This is a genomic window from Pseudomonas sp. UTLPPB19802, assembly GCF_059730225.1.
Window position 1 is genome coordinate 26,102 of record NZ_AP048545.1, and the last position, 21,743, is coordinate 47,844.

The window sequence follows — 21,743 nt, forward strand, 5'->3', positions numbered from 1 at the left end:
CTGTTTCGAAAGTTTTTTTCTTGACCTCGAACAACCCCATGTGCAGCAACCGGGCACCGACAACACCCTGGGGATTTCCGTAGGATGGCTCCAAGCCAGTAGCTACGCCGTCCGCGGCGGTCTTTCCAGAGTTTGCCCACAGAGTTATCCACAGTCTTCCCCAGTCACTTTCAGGCCCATGGCAATCTCCATAAACCTGTTGACAAATGCGCCACGAGCTCAGCAAAAACCTATTGATCAAAAAACAAACAACACTCTGCAAGCCACGTATTTCAAGGCCTGCAGCCAAGTACTCCCACGTTACCCACAGCCGATTCCACAGCAAACGGGGACAAGTCAAAACTGTGACAAAACAACTGTTTGCAGCGGTTTCATGTCGCACCCCGCGAAGTTTTCAACTGCGTTTTCCACAATTTCACCGGCCTGCCGTGGATAAGAAAAACGCCCCGGACCGACAAGGTCGCGGGGCGTTCCTGTGGATAGAGCTGTTCGCTCGACCTAATGCCCGCCCAGGTAGGCGTTGCGCACCTCCTCGTCGGCCAGCAATTCCTTGCCGGTGCCACTGAGGCGGATCTGCCCGTTGACCATCACATAGGCCCGGTCCGACAACCTCAGTGCATGGTTGGCGTTCTGCTCGACCAGGAAGATGGTCATCCCCGAGGCCGCCAGCTCGCGCAGGGTGGCGAAGATCTGCTTCACCACGATCGGCGCCAGGCCCAGGCTCGGTTCATCGAGCAGCAACAGCTTGGGCCGGCTCATCAACGCCCGGGCGATGGCAAGCATCTGCTGCTCGCCGCCGGACATGGTCATGGCTCGCTGGTTGCGCCGCTCCTTGAGCCTTGGAAACAGCTCGAACATGCGTTGCATGTCCTCGCTGGCGAACTGGTCGCCAATGGGGATGGTCCCCATCAGCAGGTTCTCTTCCACGGTCATGTCGGGAAACACCCGGCGCCCTTCCGGCGACTGGGCGATCCCGTTGGAGGCGATGTAGTGGGAGGATTTCTGGGTGATGTCGACACCACGGTAGAGAATCTGCCCACCTGCCGCCCGCGGCTGGCCGAAGATCGACATCAGCAGCGTCGACTTGCCGGCCCCGTTGGAGCCGATCAGGCTGACGGTTTCACCTTCGTTGATGTGCAGCGAGACCTTCTTCAGGGCCTGGATCGGCCCGTAGTACACGTCCAGGTTGACCAGTTCGAGGATAGCCTGACTCATACCAGTTCCTCTTCATCCGCACCCAGGTAGGCCGCGATCACTTTCGGGTCGTTGCGGATCGCCTCGGGTCCGCCCTGGGCGATCACGTTGCCGTGGTCCAGTACCACGATGTGGTCGGAAATACTCATCACCATGCCCATGTCGTGTTCGATCAGTACCACGGTCAGATCGTGCTCGTCGCGCAGCAGCCGGATCATCGCGCTCAGCGCTTCGGTCTCCTGGGGGTTGAGGCCAGCAGCCGGCTCGTCGAGGCAGATGATCTGCGGCCGCGTGCACATCGCCCGGGCGATTTCCAGGCGACGCTGCTGGCCGTAGGAAAGCTCACCGGCCAGGCGGTTGGCACAGTCAGCAAGGTCGACCACTTCCAGCCAATAGAATGCCGTGTCCAGGGCGTCGCTCTCGGCCTGGCGATAGCCCCGGGTATTGAGGATACCGGCAAGCAGGTTGCGGTTGACCCACATGTGCTGGGCCACCAGCAGGTTCTCCAGCACCGACATTTCCTTGAACAGGCGAATGTTCTGGAAGGTCCGCGCCAACCCGGCCCGGTTGACCAGGTGGGTGCCGCCGAACATCTTGTAGTACAGGCGGCTGGCGAAGTTCTTCGGTGAAACGAAGTCGCTGGCACGGAAGGACTCGCCCAGCAGCTGGATCACATTGGTCGCCTGGCCACGGGTATTGAGCTCGATGCGTCCACCGGAGGCCTTGTAAAAACCGGTCAGGCAGTTGAACACGGTGGTCTTGCCGGCGCCGTTGGGACCGATCAGGGCGAAGATCGAGTTGCGCTTGACCTGCAGACTGACGTCGCTGAGGGCCTTGATGCCACCAAAGTGCATCATCAGCTTCTCGACCGAGAGAATGATTTCGTCTTTCATCGTGCGGCCCCCTCATGCAAGGCACCCTTACGCGGGGCAACCCCGGTACGGCTGATACGGATCAGGCCGCGAGGGCGCCAGATCATCATCAACACCATCAGTACGCCGAACAGCAGCACCCGGTATTCGGCGAAGCTGCGCAGCAGTTCCGGGGCGACGGTCAGCACGAACGCGGCGATCACCACGCCAATGGTCGAGCCCATGCCGCCGAGCACGACGATGGCGAGAATCAGCGCCGACTCGAAGAAGGTGAACGAGGTCGGGTTGACGAAGCCCTGGTAGGTGGCGAAGAACACCCCGGCCAGGCCCGCCGTCGATGCGCCAAGGGTGAACGCCGAGAGCTTGACCAGCACGTGGTTCAGGCCCATGGCGCGGCAGGCGATCTCGTCTTCACGCAGCGCTTCCCAGGCCCTGCCAACGGGCATCCGGGTCAGCCGGTGCTTGATGTAGAGCACCGCCAGCACCACCAGGAAGAGCACGGCGTAGATGAAGTAGAACTTCACGTCGGGGTTGTAGGCGAGGCCGAAGAACTCATGGAACGGCACGCCGCCATCCTTTGCCCGCTTGCCGAACTCCAGGCCGAAGAAGGTCGGCAGTGGCGCCGGCATGCCGTTCGGGCCACCGGTCAGCGACAGCCAGTTGTTGAGCACCAGGCGGATGATCTCGCCAAAGCCCAGGGTCACGATCGCCAGGTAGTCGCCGTGCAGGCGCAACACCGGGAAGCCCAGGATGCAACCGGCCAGCGCCGCGCAGATGGCCGCCAGCGGCAGCACGGTCCAGAAGCCCAGGCCGAGGTACTGGTAACCCAGGGCCAGGCCGTAGGCACCAATGGCGTAGAACGCCACGTAGCCGAGGTCGAGCAGCCCCGCGAGGCCGACCACGATGTTCAGGCCGAGCCCGAGCAGCACGTAGATCAGGCCGAGGATCACCACGCCCAGCAGGTAGGAGTTGGCGAACACCGGGAAGATCACCGCGATGGCGATCATGATCGGGATGATCCAGCGCAGGCGCGACTTGTAGTCCGGCGCCAGCACGTGCACCCCGGAGCCGCCGCCCTCGAAACTGTCGAGAATCCGCCGTCCCCTCGAGGTCTGCAGGTACAGGCTCATGGCGAAGCGGCCTAACATCACGATCGCCACCAGCAGGGCGACGCGCTTGGGTTCCAGGTTGAAGCTGTAGCCATCCAGGACGACGCCGACGATCGGGCCGAAGACGATCAGGGCGATCAGGCCGGCCAGAATGGCATCCACCAGGCTTTTCTTGATATCGAGCGATTTTTCAGTGGCAGTGGACATGGCTTACACCTTCGACACAAGAGGACGGCCGAGCAGGCCTTGCGGCCGAAAGACCAGGACCAGGACCAGCAGCGAGAAGCTGAACACGTCCTTGTAGTCCGAATTGACCAGCCCGGAGAACAGCGACTCGGAGATCCCGAGGATGATCCCGCCCAGCATCGCTCCCGGCAGCGAGCCGATGCCGCCGAGCACTGCGGCGGTGAACGCCTTGATGCCGATGACGAAACCTGCGTAGAAGTCGAACGTGCCGTAGTTCATGGTGATCAGCACACCGGCCAGGGCCGCCATGGCCGCACCGATGACGAACACGTAGGAGATGACCCGATCGGTATTGATCCCGAGGATCGAGGCCATCTTGCGGTCCTGCTGGGTGGCACGGCACATGCGCCCCAGCTTGGTGTACTTGATGATGTAGGTCAGCACGCCCATGCCGAGAAACGCGGCCACCAGGATGAACACCTTGGTGTAGGTGAGCTGGACGAAGCCGCTGCCGACATCGATGCGCCAGGCACCGGTGAGCAGCGTCGGTACGCCCTGCTGCCGGGCGCCCTGGCTGATCTGCGCGTAGTTCTGCAGGATCAGCGAAATGCCGATGGCACTGATCAGCGGCGCCAGCCGGGTGGAGTTGCGCAGGGGCTTGTAGGCGATACGCTCGATGGTCCAGCCATACACGCCGGTGACGACGATGGTGAACAGCAGCGTGCCGAGCATCAGCAACGGAAAGGATTCGATACCGAAATAGGCCAGCAGGGCCAAACTGATCGCCGCAAGGTAGGCGGAAATCATGTAAACCTCGCCATGGGCGAAGTTGATCATGCCGATGATGCCATAGACCATTGTGTAGCCGATGGCGATCAGGCCATAGACCGACCCGAGGGTTAGGCCGTTGACCAGTTGCTGCAGGAAAATACCATCCATAACGCAATCTCACGCACGTTGAGAGACTGCACAGAAGCGCACCGCGACGGACCGGGGTTCAACCGCCGTCGCAGCACAGCCATGTGCAGTTCTACGAGAAAAGACAGGTAACTGCACGGACACGCGTGACGACCGGCCGGCCCCCGCAGGGCCGGCCAGCCGGCTCATGTCACTTCTGTTTTTCCAGCTGGTGGTATTTGCCGCTCGCGTCCCACTGGTAGACCACGTAGTCGGAAACCTTCAGGTCGCCCTTGGTATCCCAGGCCTTCTCGCCCATCACGGTCTTGACCGGATTGGACTTGAGCCACTTGGCGGCGTCTTCACCCTTGTTGGAGTGGGCGCCGCTGAAGCCGGCGGCCAGGGCCTGGATCGAGGCGTAGGCGTACAGGGTGTAGCCTTCGGGCTCGGTGCCGTTCTTGCGGAATTGCTCGACGACCGCCTTGCTGTCAGGCAGCAGGCGTGGGTCGGCACCGAAGGTCATGTAGACGCCGTCGACGTATTGCGGACCGCCAGCGGTGGTCACCAGCTCGTCGGTCACCACGCCGTCGTCGGACATGAACTTGACGTCCTTCAGGCCTTCGGTACGCAGTTGCTTGACCAGCGGGCCGGCTTCCGGGTGCAGGCCACCGAAGTAGACCACGTCGGCACCGGCTGCACGGATCTTGGTCACCAGGGCGCTGAAGTCCTTCTCGCCACGGGTCAGGCCCTCGTAGATCACCGGGGTCACGCCGCGCTTGATCAGTTGTGCCTTGGTCGCATCGGCCAGGCCCTGGCCATAGGTGTCCTTGTCATGGATCACCGCGACTTTCTTGCCCTTGAGCACGTCGACGATGTAGTCGCCAGCCACGATGCCCTGCTGGTCGTCACGGCCGCACATGCGGAACATCGCGGAGAGGCCGCGCTCGGTCACCTGCGGGTTGGTGGAACCAGGCGTGATCGCGATGATGCCGGCTTCGTCATAGATCTCCGACGCCGGGATGGTCGAGGACGAGCAGAAGTGCCCGACGACACCGGCCACCTTCTGGTTGGCCAGGTCCTTGGCGACCGTCACCGCCTGCTTCGGCTCGCACGCGTCATCCCCCTTGACCAGGACGATCTTCTCGCCATTCACCCCACCGGCTGCGTTGATCACGTCCGCTGCAGCCTGTGCCCCCTTCATGTACTGCTCGCCAAACGCCGCATTGGCACCGGTCATGGGACCGGCAACACCGATTTTCAGATCAGCCTGGGCAAACGCGGAAACACCCAGCGCAGCAGCCACTGCGAGGGCGACAAAGCCTTTTTTGAACTTCTGGGACATGAGGTGGTGCTCCAATGTTTTTTTAGTTTGGCACTGCGACTTCACTCCATGCTCAGAGCAAGGGGCGTGCCATCGGTTTTTTGTTCTTAAAAAAGTCGCTGTCTTATGGTTTTCTGGACTGTTTCGAGCCCTTTTTAACTGGGCGTGCAACCGTCTAAATCGCTGAAGGTAGAACCTCTATCAAATAAAGGTGCAACCGACAGGTGCCACTACTGCAACCAAGGCATCTATCCGCGTGCAACCGCCCTGTAACAACGTGCGTCACCGAAGTGCACACTCACAGTGCGCGACTGCTACATCGCGCACCAGTACAGGATAGTGGCGCTGGGTAAAAGCGCCGTTCGGATTGGCGCTTTTGTTGTATCAAATGACAACCCGCAAGCACTGGCCCGCGTGATACAGGGAGAAGCCGATCTCGTACAGACAACTGCGCAAGCCGACTGCCGGCACCGGGCGCATGGGGGCGAAGGGGATCGGCAATGCCTGAGGATTTCCGTTACACAGGTAGTCGGCGAACGCCTTGCCGACCACCGTGCCGGTGGTGACGCCACGCCCGTTGTAGCCGGTGACGGCCACCAGTCCGGGGGCGGGTTCAAAGAGGCGCATCAGGTGATCAGGGGTGAAGGCGATGCAACCGGTCCAGGTGCATTCCCAGTCGACCTTTTTCAGGAAGGGGAAATAGTGCTGCTGGACCCGGTCGGCCCAGGCCCGCAGGAACCAGGCGGGCTTCTGGTTGCCGTTGCCGAGACTGCCCAGCAGCAGCCGGCCGGCGGCATCACGGCGGATGCTGCTGAGTACCTGGCGGGTATCCCAGGAGCCCTGGCCGCCAGGCAGGATCTGCTTCGCGACGTCATCATCCAGCGGAGCGGAAGCGACCTGGTAGTAGTAGCCGGGGAAGAAGTTGCGTCGCAGCTCGGTCCACTCGCCTTCGGTGTAGGCGTTGGAGGCCATCACCACCTGCTCGGCGCTGACCGCGCCGTCGGCGGTCTGTACCGACCAGCGCTGGCCCTGGCGCTCCAGCCGGGTGACCGGCGAATGATCGAACAACCGGGCGCCCAATCCTGCAGCGGCCTTGGCCAGGCCCGAGGTGTACGCCATCGGATTGAGGGTACCGGCTCGCCGATCGAGCAAGGCGGCAGCGATCTTGCGGGTCCCGGTAGCGGCCTCGCAGGCATTGCCGGTCAGCAGCTCCACCGGCGCGCCACGGCGCTTCCATTGTTCTTCACGACTGCGCAGGTCCGCCTCGCCACGGGCGTTGTGGGCCATGTGCAAGGTGCCCTCGCGACGCAACTGGCAATCGATGCCGTACTTGTCGACCAGGCTGAAGACCAGCGCCGGCGCGGCGCCGAGCATGCGGTTGAGCTGGCTGCCGACGGCCTCGCCGAAACCGGCCTCGATGTCATCCGGTGGAATCCACAGCCCGGCGTTGACCAACCCGACATTGCGCCCGGAGCCGCCATGGCCGGTGCGGTGGGCCTCCAGGACGCAGACACGCTTGCCCTGCTCGAGCAGGTGGATCGCGGCCGACAGGCCGGTGATGCCGGCGCCGATGACACAGACATCGACGCTCAGTTCGCCCTTGAAACGCGGCGCCTCAGGTCGCTGTGGCGTCAGGCTTTCCCATAGACATTCTTCACGTAACGCCATTGCCAGACTCCAAAACGAAACCCAACAGCCACTTGAATGTGGCGAGGGGGCTTGCCCCCGTTCGACTGCGAAGCAGTCGCAGGCCGGTCGACGCCTGCATCCCGATATACGCGAACACCGATTTCAGGGCCGCTTCGCGACCCAGCGGGAGCAAGCCCCCTCGCCACAAGGCTACCCGGCACCAGTGTCAGTCGAAGACGATACCCTGGGCCAACGGCAACTCCAGCGAGTAGTTGACGGTGTTGGTCTGGCGGCGCATGTAGCCGCGCCAGGCATCGGAGCCCGACTCACGACCGCCACCGGTCTCTTTCTCACCACCGAACGCACCGCCGATCTCGGCACCGCTGGGGCCGATATTGACGTTGGCAATCCCGCAGTCGCTGCCTACCGCCGACATGAACTGCTCGGCCTCGCGCACGTCAGTGGTGAAGATGCACGACGACAACCCTTGCGGCACCGCATTGTTCAAACGCAGGGCCTCGGCGAAGTCGCTGTAGCCGATCACGTAGAGAATCGGTGCAAAGGTCTCATGGCGGACCACGTCGCTCTGCTCGGGCATCTCGACGATCGCTGGCGAGACGTAATAGGCATTGGGGAACTGCTCTTCCAACTGACGCTTGCCGCCAAACACCCGACCACCTTCACTCAGGGCCTGCTCCAGGGAGTCCTGCATGGCGTCGAAGCTGTGCTTGTCGATCAGCGGGCCGATCAGGTTGCCTTCCAGCGGATGACCGATACGCACCTTGGCGTAGGCGGCCTTGAGCCGGCTGACGATCTCTTCCTTCACCGATTCGTGGGCAATCAGCCGACGCAGGGTGGTGCAACGCTGGCCGGCGGTGCCGACGGCGCTGAACAGGATGGCGCGCACCGCCATGTCCAGGTCGGCACTCGGGCCGAGGATCATCGCGTTGTTACCGCCCAGTTCGAGGATGCTGCGGGCGAAGCGGGCAGCGACCTTGGGCGCCACTTCGCGGCCCATGCGGGTGCTGCCGGTGGCGCTGACCAGCGCCACGCGCGGATCGTCGACCAGCGCCTCTCCTGCGTCGCGACCACCGATGATGACCTGGCTGAGGTACGGTGGCGCATCGCTGAAGTCCTTCAGTACGCGCTCGAACAGCGCCTGGCAGGCCAGTGCGGTCAGCGGGGTCTTCTCCGACGGTTTCCAGATCACCGGGTTGCCGCAGACCAGCGCCAGCGCGGTGTTCCAGGCCCAGACCGCGACCGGGAAGTTGAAGGCGCTGATCACGCCGACGACGCCCAGCGGGTGCCAGGTCTCGCGCATGTGGTGGCCAGGACGCTCCGAGGCGATGGTCAGGCCGTACAGCTGGCGCGACAGGCCAACCGCGAAGTCGCAGATGTCGATCATCTCCTGCACTTCGCCCAAGCCTTCCTGGGTGATCTTGCCGGCCTCCCAGGAGACCAGCTCGCCGAGGTCGGCCTTGTATTGGCGCAGCACCTCACCGAACTGGCGCACCAGCTCGCCACGGCGCGGTGCCGGCACCTTGCGCCAGGCCTCGAAGGCCCGCTCGGCCCGGCCGACCTGTTGCTCGACCTCCGCCGGGCCCTGCCAGTTCACAGAGCCGATACGGCTGCCGTCGATCGGCGAATGCACGGGCTGCCTGCCCTGTTGATACAGCGCCGGGTCAACACCAAGACGATCGAGCAATACGGCAACCATGGGGGCACTCCTCCAAACGGAAATCGGAAAACTTCAGACTGTAGTTGTAGCGGTGTTCAGACTTGCCAACAAACGACGTTTAGGCGAGATATCATTCCGTTTATTCATGCTGCGCAAGAAACAGAAGAAAAGGCCCGTTCATGCTGAATAAAAGACACCTGCCCTCGATCACCGCCCTGCAATGTTTCGAGGCCGTCACCCGCCACCTGAGCTTCACCCGTGCGGCAGAAGAACTGAACCTGACCCAGAGCGCGGTCAGCAAGCAGGTCGCGCAGCTTGAAGAACTGCTCCAGCACCTGCTGTTCCGCCGAGTGCGTCGCCGGCTACAACTGACACCGGCAGGAGACCTGTACCTGGTGGAAGTCCGGAAAATCCTGACCCAGATGGAGATGTCGACCCACTACCTGCGCTCCTACGGTGGCGAAACCGAAGTCCTGCGGGTCTCCACGCCCCCGACCTTCGGCGCCCGCTGGCTGGTACCACGACTCAAGGGCTGGCGCCTGCGCCATCCGCATATCCATCTGGACCTGTGCAGCGAACAGGAAGCCGACGACCTGCTGCAGGGCCGCAGTGACCTGGCGTTCTTTTTCGGCCAGGGCTCGCGACCGGGTACCGAATGCCTGAAACTGTTCGGCGAAGAACTGGTGCCGGTCTGCGCGCCCTCCAGCCTGCCCGATCGGCCACTCGAAGACCCGACGCAACTGAGCGAGCTGGTCCTGCTGCAGAACGCCTCGCGCCCCCAGGCCTGGCACGACTGGTTCGACGACCAGGGCTATCACACCGAACACAGTTACCACGGGCCGCGCTTCGAGACCTTCTACATGTGCATTCGCGCGGCACAGGTCGGCTGTGGCGTGGCGCTGCTGCCGCGCTTCCTGGTGGAAGAGGAACTGGCCGACGGAAAGCTGGTAATCCCCTGGCAGCACGCGATGCCCAGCCAAGATTCCTATTACATGGCCTACCCGGAGCATTCGGCGGAGGTACCGAAGGTCAAGAGTTTCGTGCACTGGATGCAGGAACAGATCCAAGGCCCCTAGCCGCCTTGGCGCCCTGCTGGCCATTGAGGCCTGTGGTGCCCTGGCGGGCCTCTTCGCGGGCAAACCCTGCTCCTACAGTTGGCCGCAGTCCCTTGCAGGAGCAGGGCTACTCGCGAAGAGGCCCCAAGGTCAGCAGAAATCGCTGGTAAAACCGCCCCTTGATATGCGCCACTAGCAATATTCACCCAAAAGCTGCCGCAACGCCGCAATCAGCGTCGACCGGCATGGAGACACCCGTTATGAGCGATAAGGCCTTTGGCGATCGCATCGTGCAGAACCTGCTCGACACCGACTTCTACAAGCTGACCATGATGCAGGCGGTGCTGCACAACTACCCCAACGTCGAAGTCGAATGGGACTTCCGCTGCCGCAACAGCGAAGACCTGCAGCCCTACCTCGCGGAAATCCGCTACCAGATCGAGCGCCTGGCCGAACTGAGCCTGAGCGCCGACCAGTTGAGCTTTCTCGAACGCATCAGCTTTCTCAAGCCGGACTTCCTGCGTTTCCTCGGCCTGTTCCGCTTCAACCTGCGCTACGTGCACACCGGTATCGAGAACGGCGAGCTGTTCATCCGCCTGCGCGGCCCATGGCTGCATGTGATCCTGTTCGAGGTGCCGCTGCTGGCGATCGTCAGCGAGGTGCGCAACCGCTATCGCTACCAGGAAACCGAGCTGAACCAGGCCCGCGAACAGCTGTATCGCAAGTTCGACTGGCTGACCGCCAACGCCAGCGCCGACGAGCTGGCGCAGTTGCAGGTTGCCGATTTCGGCACCCGCCGGCGCTTTTCCTACCGGGTCCAGGAGGAAGTGGTGAGCGTGCTCAAGCATGACTTCCCCGGACGCTTCGTCGGCACCAGCAACGTGCACCTGGCCCGCGAATTCGACATGAAACCTCTGGGTACGATGGCCCACGAATGGATCATGGCCCACCAGCAACTGGGCCCACGGCTGATCGACAGCCAGATCGCTGCGCTCGACTGCTGGGTCCGCGAGTACCGCGGCCTGCTGGGGATTGCACTGACCGACTGCATCACCACCGACGCGTTTCTGAAGGATTTCGACCTGTACTTCGCCAAGCTGTTCGACGGCCTGCGCCACGACTCGGGCGATCCGGTGCAGTGGGGCGAAAAATGCATCGCCCGCTACCACCAGTTGGGCATCGATCCGATGAGCAAGACCCTGGTGTTCTCCGACAGCCTCAACCTGCCCAAGGCCCTGGAGATATTCCGTGCCCTGCGCGGTCGGATCAATGTCAGCTTCGGCATCGGTACCAACCTCACCTGTGACATTCCCGGGGTGGAGCCGATGAGCATCGTGCTTAAAATGACCGCCTGCAACGGCCAGCCCGTGGCGAAGATTTCCGATGAGCCGGGCAAGGCCCAGTGCAAGGACCCGAACTTCGTCTCCTACCTGCGCCACGTGTTCCAGGTAGCCGATTAATCCGTTTCGATCGAATCCCCAGCAAGGAGTGAATCATGCAAGCCGTACAGCGCCAGATTGCCGAGCAGCTCAAGGTCCAGCCGCCGTTCGCCGACCAGGCCGCCCTTGAGGCCGAGGTTGCCCGGCGCGTCACCTTCATCCAGAACTGCTTGCAGAACTCGGGCCTCAAGACCCTGGTGCTGGGCATCAGCGGCGGCGTCGATTCACTGACTGCCGGCCTGCTGGCCCAGCGCGCCGTGCGTGAACTGCGCGAGCGCAGCGGTGACGAGCAATACCGCTTCATCGCAGTGCGCCTGCCCTATGAAGTGCAGTTCGATGAGCACGACGCAACCGCCTCGGTGGACTTCATCAACCCCGACGAACGCCATACCGTGAACATCGGCCCGGCAGTCAAGGCGCTGGCGGCGGAAGTCGCGGCATTCGAAGGCAAGGCGGCGGGCTCGCGGGACTTCGTGCTCGGCAACACCAAGGCGCGGATGCGCATGGTCGCCCAATACACCATCGCCGGGGCCGCCAGCGGCCTGGTGATCGGCACCGACCATGCAGCCGAAGCGGTGATTTCTACCCCCCTACACTAAACTGCACAACCCCCTCTGTACAGCCCATTCCACACCCTTCCCAGCATCTCCAATCCCCGCCCATAATGCACACCGCCTGTTCCCCAGAAGGCTGGAACGGAATCCAAAGGTGGTGCGCGTATGAAGGTGATCACAGTCAAAGATAAGCCCCTCGACCTGAGCTATTCAGTCCTAGCTCAAGGGGAGTTCCGTGAGCAGTTCCTAGCCCAGCCTGAAGGGAAGAATCCCGAAGTGAAGGTATCAGGGTGCGTGTTGATGGGGAGTGGAGAACAACTACAACCTCTGACCTCCGAGTACCTGTGCCGCAACCTCCAGAAGAATAAGCTTGCTGACCAAAGCACCACATCGTACGCAAGCCGAATCATGTACCTGGTGGAGCACCTGAAGACCCTGGAGGAATATGAGACCAGCAACCGTGACGATGCGCTGCTGAGCGTTACGGTAGGTAGGCTGGAGAGCTACCTTGCGGGGCTGAATGATGCCGGCTTGGCGCCCAAGACTATTAAGGGAAGGGACTCAGCCCATCTCCACATGTTCAAGACGTTCCTGTGTAACCCGTACGATGATGGCCCGGCGATCCGGGAAGACAATCCGTACGAAACAGGGCTGATTTGGAGAGGCAAAGCGAACGCCCTCGGGATCGTGCAGCCCTGCAGCATGGACGAGCTGGAGCAGCTGATTCTGCACGCAGTATCGGAGCGTGAGCGGTGCTTGATCCAGGCCGTGTACGACACGGGAGTGCGGGAGTCAGAAGTCCCTAGGATCACGCTTCAGGCAATACGGGATGCGCTTGATTACCAGAAGCTCCAGTTCATCACCCAGGCTGGTACGCACGTCAAACCGATGAAGGCGCCCTACTGCCCACTCCACATCGCAGGGAGCAAGGGTAATAGGAACCAGATCAAACCTCGCACGACACTGGTCAGTCGGACGACGCTGGAGCGGATTGAGGACTACCACAAGACCCCTCTGTACCGTCGTTTCGCCAAACGGTACCCGAGCCCTGAGGAGACGCCAGCGTTCTTCAACGCTCACGGTGATCCCTACAAAACCAAAAGCATTGAAAAGCTCTTCGATCGTGTGACCAAGCGTGCTTTGAAAGCCAAGAAGATCAGGCGGCTCATCTCGCCCCACAAACTCAGGCACGGCGGTGCCTACGCGATTCTCAATAGCCCAGACCTAGGCAAAGACTATCTGGATCGTCTCGTCACGCTTTCGAAGTCATATGGGCACCAACGAGAGATGACGTCCGAGGGATACACGCTTATCCCACTGGATCTGTATCAATTGCTTGCTGAGCCGAGCGAGCTAATTAAGACCAAAGCCAGCGAGATGGAATTGCTTCGGGAAAGAACTACCAAGCGAATCCGTACAGGAGACAAAAAATGAATACCGAATCTCCTGAAGACATCCGCCAAGAAGTTGAAGAGAAGACAGCCAAGCGCAAGCGCTTGGAAAGCGATATCACGCGAGAGATCGACAACTGGGCCGCCGGCATAAAATCTAGCAGGAAAAATCTGCTCGGAGTTCAGTTGTGTCAAAAAGGCGAGCCGGCTGTCGCTCCTGTCTACTTAGAGAAACAGTTGGATAGCAGTTACAACGTCTTCAAAACTAGAACTGAGATCCTAAACTCGGTTATCCAGAAAATGATTGACGAAAAAATCATTATCCCTGGACACAACTCGATTGCCAACGAATGGCGGCGGAAGTTGCTTGATTGGTACGAAGGCCTTTCGGATTCAGAAAAACAGGCCATTCCAGTTTTCGGGCAGACCATCTCTGTCAGTAAGTGCCTGGACAAAGTACCAGGTATGGGTAACCTTAAGTGGGCGCGCTTGAACATTCCTCTTGTCGAAGAGACCTTCAACGAAATACTAGAAGATCTGAAAAAGCGCGGCGTGATCAAAAGCGACTACAAGACCGTTGCCGAGCGAAATGCTGAAACTGAACAGAAGAGGGAAGAGTCGCAAAAAGGAGAGACTTGGCAGGAACAGCTTAATACTTTGCGCGCCATCCCTCTCTCGCACCTCAACGAATTGGTACCAATTGATCCTGCACGCCCCTTCGTGCAAGTCTTCCATATGTTTGCCGCAGCATCCATGGGAACAAAGTCACTATCAGGACAACTGGGTTTCGTCGAGGGTTTCAGGCAAGTCAGCCAACACCTGAAAGGAATTGGTTTCACAGGCACTGAACACGCACTTGAACTCATTACACCTAATTACTTGGCACGCTTGCGAAACCATCTCAAAGAACAAGTATTCATAGGTGCAATGTCACCACACACAGCGAACGACACAGTTTCATCCGCTCGCAAAATGCTGAATCGCGCACTCAAGATAAAAGGTATCGGCTTTACATCGTTTTTAGATACCGAAGGTTTCGAGACAACACGCTCTACCGACGAGTACCGCCCATACTCCCAACGTGAGCGCCTTATAATCAAAGATGCATGCGAGTCGGAAATCTGGGAAACAAACAAACTTGCAGCCGACTACGTAAGATTCGATGGCGGGTGCGACCCGATCAACGACAAAGGCCATATACAGAACGGTCTTGGCACATTAGAAAACGCCAGATGGATTTTTGAAAACAAACTCAACTACCAACGGGTAAGCGCAGCTTTTGCTGATGACAACAATCCCTATGAGAAGGGCTTTTCCAAGATCCTTGGAAACTCCAAGATGGGCATTGCTGACATTTATGCCAGCTGGGGCGTGATCTATGAACTTACCTCCCGCCTAATAGCACCGTATGTAGTCCGCTTAGCGCAGGTCACGGGACTTAACGCGGACTCGCTAAAAACACTCGACCTAGATGACTTTGTTAAGAGCCACGAAATCACCAAGCGGCCCTATTTGCGCTACTGGAAAGAACGGTCAGGTGGGGAAAAATTCTATCATCTTGATTTGTTTCATGCTGACCTCACGTGGCTGAGCGTTGCACAAAGCGTGGAAGTTGAAAAAATTTTCAAAGATGTTGCTTTCTTGACCCGTCACATCCGTGAGCGCGCTGCTCCAGTCATAAAAAGCAGGCTGTTCATTTATGAATCGCAGAAGATGTCTGAATATCGAGAAATAAAGTCTCTTGAGAACTCTAACATTATCAACTTGATGATGAACCGGTTTGCCAAGGATCATAACCTGAAGAAAGACGACGGCAGCGATTTGTCGATCTCAGCTTCAAGGTTGAGGCCTAGTCTTGTTGCGGAGCTGGTAGAGCAAGATGTGTCACTGCGAGAGATTCAGATGATTCTCGGACACAAGCATGCCAGCACCACGATCGGCTATCTCGACAAGCTGGAGTTCAGCAAGACGGCGAGAAAGATTGTTGATGAAGCACTAAAGAAAATTCACAAGGAATACGTGCTGGCCCAGGCGAGCGGTGGGGACATCCAGACACCGGCCAATACTAACGTCGACGCCGTCAATGACCCTAGCTCACCGGCGGTCATCATCAGGACTGGCTTGGTGGAGTGCCGTAACGTTTACGATCCACCGGCAGAGATCCGTAATTCACCAGGCTACGTGGAGGGCAACCCCTGCGCACTGCTGAACAAGTGCCTGTCCTGCCGGAACAGCATTATCTCGGTTTCCAACCTGCCAGACCTGTTCGCAATGCGGCGTGACTACCGAACTATGATGGATACCACTGGTGTAGGTCGGACGCCGTATGGACGCGTCATCCGAGAGAACCTAGAGACCTTGGATAGCATCCTGACGCCATCAGCCCAAGGGTTCGATGCGGAGCAGCTGGAGCACGCAGAGCGCCTCTCTGAACACATCCTCACGAGCACTTTGGTAGAAGGAATGACCCTATGATCGCAACGCTGGATACCTTGATCTACCAAATCAAGTCGGTGAGGGAGCACTTCGTACGCCTGCTTAGCGCCCAGAATGTGCTTTACGCAGGGTATGCGGGAGCAGAGGCTGGTCAACACCAGAGCAGCGCTTTGTATGACCCTGTAGCGGTCTTCAATGCCCTCATGAACCTTCCCGTGAGCAAGCTCAGCGTGCTCGGGGATCCCGTGTGGGACTTCACTGACGAAGCAGAACCAGTCGCAAGGCTCGTTGAGGGTTCAAAGTCGAGGATCGACTTTACGAATTACCCAAACCTCAATAGCACGATCTTGTTTGAGCTGAAGATTGCCTTCATGTGTGCGCTTGAAATGCCTGGAGCAATTCGCCAAGGTGAACGGTTAGTCACTCCTAAACCTCACACAGTGTGCGATATCTTTAAAGCGGTAATACCGTTCTACGACAAGATGTGTGAGCGAAAGCGGCGTGAGCAAGGTGACGATTTTTTTGAGCTGTCATATTACAGCCTCGCCGACTTTCGCGAAAATGACTATATAGAAGAAGCCAAGGTTCATGATCGCGCATTCAGGAACGCGACAAACCAGGGTTTCAAATATCTGCGATCTCACTTCTTGCATGAAAACCTGTTTGCTAGGTCTCTCCCCTATATCGAAATGCACACTTTGGAATGGAAGCAAAACAGCGTAACCAATCCGAAAAAAAGGGAAAGGCAAAAACACTTCAGCAATAGAATTTTTGAAAAGTGCTCTCGCAAGGCGACTTTTGTTATCGTTGACTTCCTCAGAGCATTGAAAGAACCGATCAATGATAAAGACGGACTTGAACGTGTGACAGCGGATGGCTACAACGCAGCCGCAGAGGTCAAGCTTACCAAAAAGAATTTTGATATCTATGTTGCAATCAGGATGTCCTCAAGAGGCTATACCGGAAAGGAGATCGAACCTTTCCTTTACTATAAAGACCCTGAGTATTGGTCATCGCAATCGCGGCGTGACGGTTTATTCAAAAACAAAGATGCCCTTTGCCTGCTGACCCAAGCAAACATGGACGATGATTTTTATCAGTACCTCACGCATGTGAGCAACAGCGCATACTTCGTTATTGGTCAGTATACAGGCATGAGGCCGTCCGAGCTGTCGGGTATCATGGCTGAAGGCTGCTTGGACGTAGACGACTTTGGCCACAACCTGATCCTGAGCACCGTAATCAAGAATCGCGAACTGGCAGGTAAGCTCTTTGGAGATAAATGGGCAGCAATTCCTATTGTGATGGACGCAGTGCGCACCCTTCAAATTCTGAACCGATTCAAGCAGCACCCTTATCTGCTAGCCAACATGAACACTGTTGCCCCTGGCGAACAAGATAATGCCAAGTCAATCGGAAACTTCACATATGTGCTATGCGCATTCTTAGCAGAGGTTTTAGAATTTGATGAACTCGAAGAACTGGATGTATCTGCTTACACACTACGGCACTCATTGGCGCATCAAATGATGAGAGCTGCGGTAGGGCTTCCTTTTGTTTCCTACCAGCTGAAGCACTTCGGAAACGTAGTGGGTGCAATAGGTCAGAATCGCGTGAGTGCCGTCACTATTGACTATGGCGGCATTGGTGAGGCTCTTACTGCTGACGGAGGCAGGGCCGTCGGGAGGTCTATCCGGCATGAGGCTGAGCTTGAATTGGTCATGAATACCTGTGACCCCGATGGCAGCTATGTCGGTGAGCACGCAGAAGCGTATCGGGAGCGGCTCAAAAAGTACTACCAAGGCTACATCGAGGCTGGCTATACCAAAGAGGAAATTTTTGATCGGATGGTGGAGAACGACTTCGCTGTCATCAACGTAGGCCAAGGCTTCTGTTACGGTGAGGCCACAGAAGAGTTCGATGCTTCTCTGCCATGTATTGGCTCACTTCGGTGTAATCCCACCCGGTGTAAAAATGCCTTCGTGACTAAAGCCAATGCGCCAAAGTGGCGTGAGGTATATGTGCAGAACACGATTGCTCTGAAGAAGTTCGAGTCATCCAGCGAGATAATTCATGGTGACTTCGACAAATCGGTTGCCCAGTTGAAAGCAGCTATTGAAGAGGCCAAGGCCGTGCTTGAGGGGCTGGGAGAGGAATTGGTAGTATGAGTTCGGCTCCATACGATGATAAGAATAGCGAACAATTTGAAGCTGTTACGGAGCAGCTTAAGGAAGCTCTACGCAGGTTAGAAAAAGATGCTTCACTTTCTGCCTCTGCTTCCTCATTGGCTAGGCTGTCTGGCGTTCACAGGAACACCATTTATAACCGCAAGTGGCCCCTAGAAAAACTTCAGGAAATCAAAGAGCGACGCGTACAGCAAAAGAAAGATGCAGCAATAGCCAAAGCGGCTCCGGAATCGCCAGAGGTATTGCTAGAGCAATGCAGGCTTGAGGTCATCTATTGGTTTACCCAATTACAAGCTGCCCGTGAAGCTAATACAGCATTGAACAATTCGCTGAGGGAGACGGAAGACAGTCGCAATATCCATATGAGGCTTTCACAAGAACGCCTGCAGACTATCAATAGGCTGAATCTGGAGGTCAACAAGCTACAGGACGCGCTGGCCTTACAAGAGGAGGAGCTTACGCGTCTTAAACACGGCCTCCCTCAGGCTGAATGATGTAGGGGCAGAATCGACCCGAGCGTAGGGTGACACGCGTCTTGGGGCCGCCCCTCCTCCCCCAAATCTAGCCTTCAGAGGGCCTAGGTGCCACAGCTAGCTCTCTGTTACCCCATGCTGTTGCAGAACGTTGGAAGACAAGCGTAGTAGCCTAGTATGGGGAAGGCAGATCCGCATCTCTTATCCTTATCAGGAGCACTCCCAAGATGGAAATCTTCGCCGACCCATCGGAAAAAGCGACAGCATTGCTACACCGACTGGGTGTCCATGAAGTGTCTTCGGGGATCTGGGCGTTCACAGACATCGATGTCGCGAGCCACGGCCATGTGCATCACTCTCAGCAGCCGGTTGCTCTCGCTGCATACGCCGCCATCAACCCGACGTTTGCAGCCGGTCGCTTTCCCGGATACACGCTGATCGACCTGGTTGAAAAAGTGAGTTGTATGGACGGCACTGAAGTCGCCGCATTGGCGAAGGTTTGCCAGGTACCTCCACCGATTGACTGGTCAACCGAGGAACGAGGGGAAAAGTTCGGAGAGGTCGCTTGGCACATCGTAAAGAAATACGAGTTGGGTGCCTGCTTCACTCACAGCAAGCCGTGGGGGATCCAACAAGGTAGTCATTACAGCATGCGTCCTAGCGGCTTCGATCATGATCGGTCAGAGCCTGATCCTGAGGGGTTAAAAGCGATGCGCCAGGCATACAGAGAAATGACCGTTTTACAGCGTGTGATGGTACTTACGCTGCTTCACCTATATTCCCCAGGAAAGGACGATTTCTACCTGATAGGTGGCTGCCCGACCAAGATTTCTGCAGCTGAAGCACTTGGAGTTTTGCGAGCAGATGGAAGAGCGATAAGGGAGTGGGGACTGCTCGTAACTCATTACTCAGGCTGGTGATGCTGCCCGCCTGCGTAATTGGCGGTAAGCTTCCGGCAAACACACCTTCAGAAAAAGGCCTGCATGTAAAATCGCGCAGGCCAGTCATAGCTATCGGCTGTGATAGATGATCTTCGAATCGCCGATCAGGTCTTCGATCTTCACCAGAGGCACGGACGAGCGAACGCGACCAGAGCTAGTCTGGCTACGCCCCGTGGAGATCTGGGATCTGGTCAGGTAACCGTCCCCATCCTTCCTGCCTGCCGGCTTACCACTCTGATGACATGAGGATTTCATGAATACGCTCCGAGGTTACGTTGTTTCCGCAAAGACCGGGTTTCCTGCGGTACGCGCCGGAAGCCGTCTTTTTCTGAGACGTACAACGGCCATTATCGGCCACCTCTACCAAAAGACTTGTGCCATCCGACGAAATGCTTTCCCAACGCCGAACGCTCCCGTCGGTGGAGAAGCGCCAATCCAAGCCCACATCGTCGATGGAAGACAGATCATTCAGTAGATCCATTACTGATTGATAGCGCGAGTCAGGGTCGTACCTCAAGCACTTCTTGATGATGTTCTTGAGTTTTTTCGGCACATGACGCGGAATCTGCGCCAGATCCGGATAGGTTTCCGAACGCTGAGCACGCGCTAATTCAGCACCATTCGCGTAGGCCCCCAGTTGCTGATGCAGGGAGTCCAGCCCCACCAGCAAACGGTACAAGGTCAAGCCCACCTGGTAGATGTCTGCGCTGTTGTTGAAGTCACGGGTCACCGCGCTTTCAGGCGGTAGATGGAAGCGATAGGTAGCTTCAGGTGTGGCATATCCATCAATGTCCATGTTCTTGGCAAATCCAAAATCTGACAGCAGTGCTTCGTCGGTGTCGGAGATCAGGATGTTGTCTGGCTTGATGTCGAAATGGAGCAGCCCCTTGGAGTGGATGTTGTTGAGGCCGCTCAGGAACTGGATGGCGTAACGTATGAGCTGCCTACAGGTCAGACCCTCCTCCTCAGCAACCTGGTGCAGCGATCCTCTGCTGTAATACGGCATGGCAATGTAGATGTGCTGGTCGTCCTTACAGGCATAAAGCACCTGCACAACGTAGGGGTGGACACTCTTATAAAGCAGCTGAGCCTCGAGCAAGAAACGCTCTTCGTTGAAGCCATCGGTCTTCACCTGCTTGATCACGAGTTCGGCATCCAAGTGTTCGTCATGGACGACATAGACCTCAGAATTCTCGCCGTTTTCGCCGATACGCTGCTGCTTCCTGAACGACACCTGGGCCGCTTGGTACGGAATCATCGGGTCGCTCCTACGGCTACGAGGATAGCCTCACGAACTGCGGCAGCCTTACCAGAGGGCCAGCCCTCAATGCCCTCCAGCTCGGACTCACATTTTACGATCGAGGCAAATTCTGTCGCGGTGATACCCAGCCGGGCCCCAATGCTGGTTTTGCGCCCCACGAAGTAGCCTTTAATGCTGCTGCTCGCGAACGACTCCATGAAAACGGCCTCAAGGTACAGCCGGTCAGCATCCTGGTTCTGGGAGTTGCCCTCTGCGACTCGGATGCCGGCTACGTCGACCTGGTACTCCCGAAGGATGTCGAGGATGCTGTGACGAGCAAATTTGAGCTGCTCTGGCTTATTCAGGATTTGCGGGATGACCAAGGATTCGACGTTCAAGATTTGCTTCGCTTCATCGTCGTAGATGACGAAGGTCGCCTTTTTTGGCTCTGCGCGGATTCCGAGTGATCGCATAGCGTTCCCTGCGTACTGTGGATTCGGTGGAATGCGAACCCTAGCATCAGATCGCTAGCATCGACCATACGCCCTTGGCATGCCCGTTTAGGCAGGTAGGCGGCTACTTCGTGTCCGTAGTAGCGACTTAGGCATCGCATCGTCTGCAGCACCGAGCATCTCGCACGCCATCAATCAACCGACCGATGACCTTGGAAGCGTCGTCAGGTACGTGGTGATCGGCTCGATTCGTACTGCGAGATACCAAGGCTAATGTCAGCCGTTTCGAAACGCTTCGGCTACGCAAGCGGTGCTTCCATCAGCCTGGCCTGAGCAGCCTGCGCATGATGGCCAATTGAGATGCTGGACTCCACGATATGTGGAGAACTCACACAGGGTCTAATCGTGGCTAAGACCATGTCTGGTTCAGCCCTTCGAGAGTGCTCCAGGCCTTATATTTCGCCACCTCCACCATGGACTCCGTGTCCTGCAGGGAGGGTAATGTCAAGCCGCTTGACGAGACAAAAACAGGGCCAAAGCGCCGGCACCAAGCGAGGCTTTTCCACTTTAAGTGGTTGACATAGTAAGTCCCGTTGCTCAAAAATGATCAACGAGGGCTCAATAAGAGCAGGGCTGATCTGGTTCATGGCGATATTGGCAGATCAGTGTGGATTGCGCAGGTCGCCACCT

Annotated in this window: 16 protein-coding genes and 1 pseudogene; 8 read left to right on the forward strand and 9 right to left on the reverse strand. The window is 57.9% G+C overall.

Annotation, left to right across the window (positions count from 1 at the left end; all coding sequences use genetic code 11):
• Window positions 1–498: 498 nt before the first annotated feature.
• The 7 genes from AC6I6U_RS00145 to amaB form a co-directional block, all read right to left on the reverse strand.
• A complete protein-coding gene (locus tag AC6I6U_RS00145; protein ID WP_497880082.1) occupies window positions 499–1,215 on the reverse strand; it encodes an ABC transporter ATP-binding protein in 717 nt (238 codons plus the stop codon).
• On the reverse strand, window positions 1,212–2,087 hold the full coding sequence (locus AC6I6U_RS00150; protein WP_497880083.1) for an ABC transporter ATP-binding protein: 876 nt from the start codon (window positions 2,085–2,087) through the stop codon (window positions 1,212–1,214). The genes AC6I6U_RS00145 and AC6I6U_RS00150 overlap by 4 nt, the downstream gene beginning before the upstream one ends.
• Complete coding sequence (gene livM / locus AC6I6U_RS00155) at window positions 2,084–3,382, reverse strand: high-affinity branched-chain amino acid ABC transporter permease LivM (protein WP_497880084.1); 1,299 nt, start codon at window positions 3,380–3,382, stop codon at window positions 2,084–2,086. Before livM ends, AC6I6U_RS00150 begins: the two co-directional genes overlap by 4 nt.
• A gap of 3 nt (window positions 3,383–3,385) precedes the next feature.
• On the reverse strand, window positions 3,386–4,300 hold the full coding sequence (locus tag AC6I6U_RS00160) for an ABC transporter permease subunit (RefSeq protein WP_497880085.1): 915 nt from the start codon (window positions 4,298–4,300) through the stop codon (window positions 3,386–3,388).
• Window positions 4,301–4,469: 169 nt separating this feature from the next.
• Window positions 4,470–5,600, reverse strand: coding sequence for a branched-chain amino acid ABC transporter substrate-binding protein (locus AC6I6U_RS00165; protein WP_497880086.1), 1,131 nt, complete (start codon window positions 5,598–5,600; stop codon window positions 4,470–4,472).
• Window positions 5,601–5,963: 363 nt separating this feature from the next.
• Window positions 5,964–7,247 (reverse strand): L-pipecolate oxidase, encoded by a 1,284-nt coding sequence (amaA, locus tag AC6I6U_RS00170; RefSeq protein ID WP_497880087.1) that lies wholly within the window; start codon window positions 7,245–7,247, stop codon window positions 5,964–5,966.
• Between the two features lie 187 nt (window positions 7,248–7,434).
• Window positions 7,435–8,925 carry an L-piperidine-6-carboxylate dehydrogenase gene (amaB, locus tag AC6I6U_RS00175; protein WP_497880088.1) on the reverse strand — a complete coding sequence of 497 codons (1,491 nt, stop codon included), beginning with the start codon at window positions 8,923–8,925 and terminating at the stop codon, window positions 7,435–7,437.
• 140 nt (window positions 8,926–9,065) lie between these two features.
• Here amaB and AC6I6U_RS00180 point away from each other — a divergent pair, with 140 nt between their 5' ends.
• The 8 genes and pseudogenes from AC6I6U_RS00180 (at window position 9,066) to AC6I6U_RS00215 (ending at window position 19,340) form a co-directional block, all read left to right on the forward strand.
• Complete coding sequence (locus AC6I6U_RS00180; RefSeq protein ID WP_497880089.1) at window positions 9,066–9,962, forward strand: LysR family transcriptional regulator; 897 nt, start codon at window positions 9,066–9,068, stop codon at window positions 9,960–9,962.
• Between the two features lie 239 nt (window positions 9,963–10,201).
• Entirely contained in the window at window positions 10,202–11,401 is a 1,200-nt protein-coding gene (pncB, locus tag AC6I6U_RS00185) for a nicotinate phosphoribosyltransferase (protein WP_497880090.1), read from the forward strand.
• Window positions 11,402–11,436: 35 nt separating this feature from the next.
• Window positions 11,437–11,961: pseudogene (gene nadE / locus AC6I6U_RS00190) on the forward strand (NAD(+) synthase); the annotation flags it as partial.
• Between the two features lie 138 nt (window positions 11,962–12,099).
• A complete protein-coding gene (locus AC6I6U_RS00195) occupies window positions 12,100–13,368 on the forward strand; it encodes a tyrosine-type recombinase/integrase (protein ID WP_497880091.1) in 1,269 nt (422 codons plus the stop codon).
• Window positions 13,365–15,800 carry a tyrosine-type recombinase/integrase gene (locus AC6I6U_RS00200; RefSeq protein ID WP_497880092.1) on the forward strand — a complete coding sequence of 812 codons (2,436 nt, stop codon included), beginning with the start codon at window positions 13,365–13,367 and terminating at the stop codon, window positions 15,798–15,800. Before AC6I6U_RS00195 ends, AC6I6U_RS00200 begins: the two co-directional genes overlap by 4 nt.
• Window positions 15,797–17,929, forward strand: a complete 2,133-nt coding sequence (locus AC6I6U_RS00205) for a site-specific integrase (RefSeq protein ID WP_497880093.1) — start codon at window positions 15,797–15,799, stop codon at window positions 17,927–17,929. Before AC6I6U_RS00200 ends, AC6I6U_RS00205 begins: the two co-directional genes overlap by 4 nt.
• Window positions 17,926–18,441 (forward strand): hypothetical protein, encoded by a 516-nt coding sequence (locus AC6I6U_RS00210; RefSeq protein WP_497880094.1) that lies wholly within the window; start codon window positions 17,926–17,928, stop codon window positions 18,439–18,441. The genes AC6I6U_RS00205 and AC6I6U_RS00210 overlap by 4 nt, the downstream gene beginning before the upstream one ends.
• 206 nt (window positions 18,442–18,647) lie before the next feature.
• The gene (locus AC6I6U_RS00215) at window positions 18,648–19,340 is read left to right on the forward strand and encodes a hypothetical protein (RefSeq protein ID WP_497880095.1); all 693 of its coding nucleotides are present in this window, start codon (window positions 18,648–18,650) and stop codon (window positions 19,338–19,340) included.
• A 247-nt stretch (window positions 19,341–19,587) separates the two neighbouring features.
• On the opposite strand, the gene AC6I6U_RS00220 is transcribed toward AC6I6U_RS00215, so the two are convergent.
• Both AC6I6U_RS00220 and AC6I6U_RS00225 read right to left on the reverse strand, forming a co-directional pair.
• Complete coding sequence (locus AC6I6U_RS00220) at window positions 19,588–20,619, reverse strand: serine/threonine-protein kinase (protein ID WP_497880096.1); 1,032 nt, start codon at window positions 20,617–20,619, stop codon at window positions 19,588–19,590.
• Window positions 20,616–21,074 carry a hypothetical protein gene (locus AC6I6U_RS00225; protein ID WP_497880097.1) on the reverse strand — a complete coding sequence of 153 codons (459 nt, stop codon included), beginning with the start codon at window positions 21,072–21,074 and terminating at the stop codon, window positions 20,616–20,618. The genes AC6I6U_RS00220 and AC6I6U_RS00225 overlap by 4 nt, the downstream gene beginning before the upstream one ends.
• Between the last annotated feature and the right edge of the window lie 669 nt (window positions 21,075–21,743).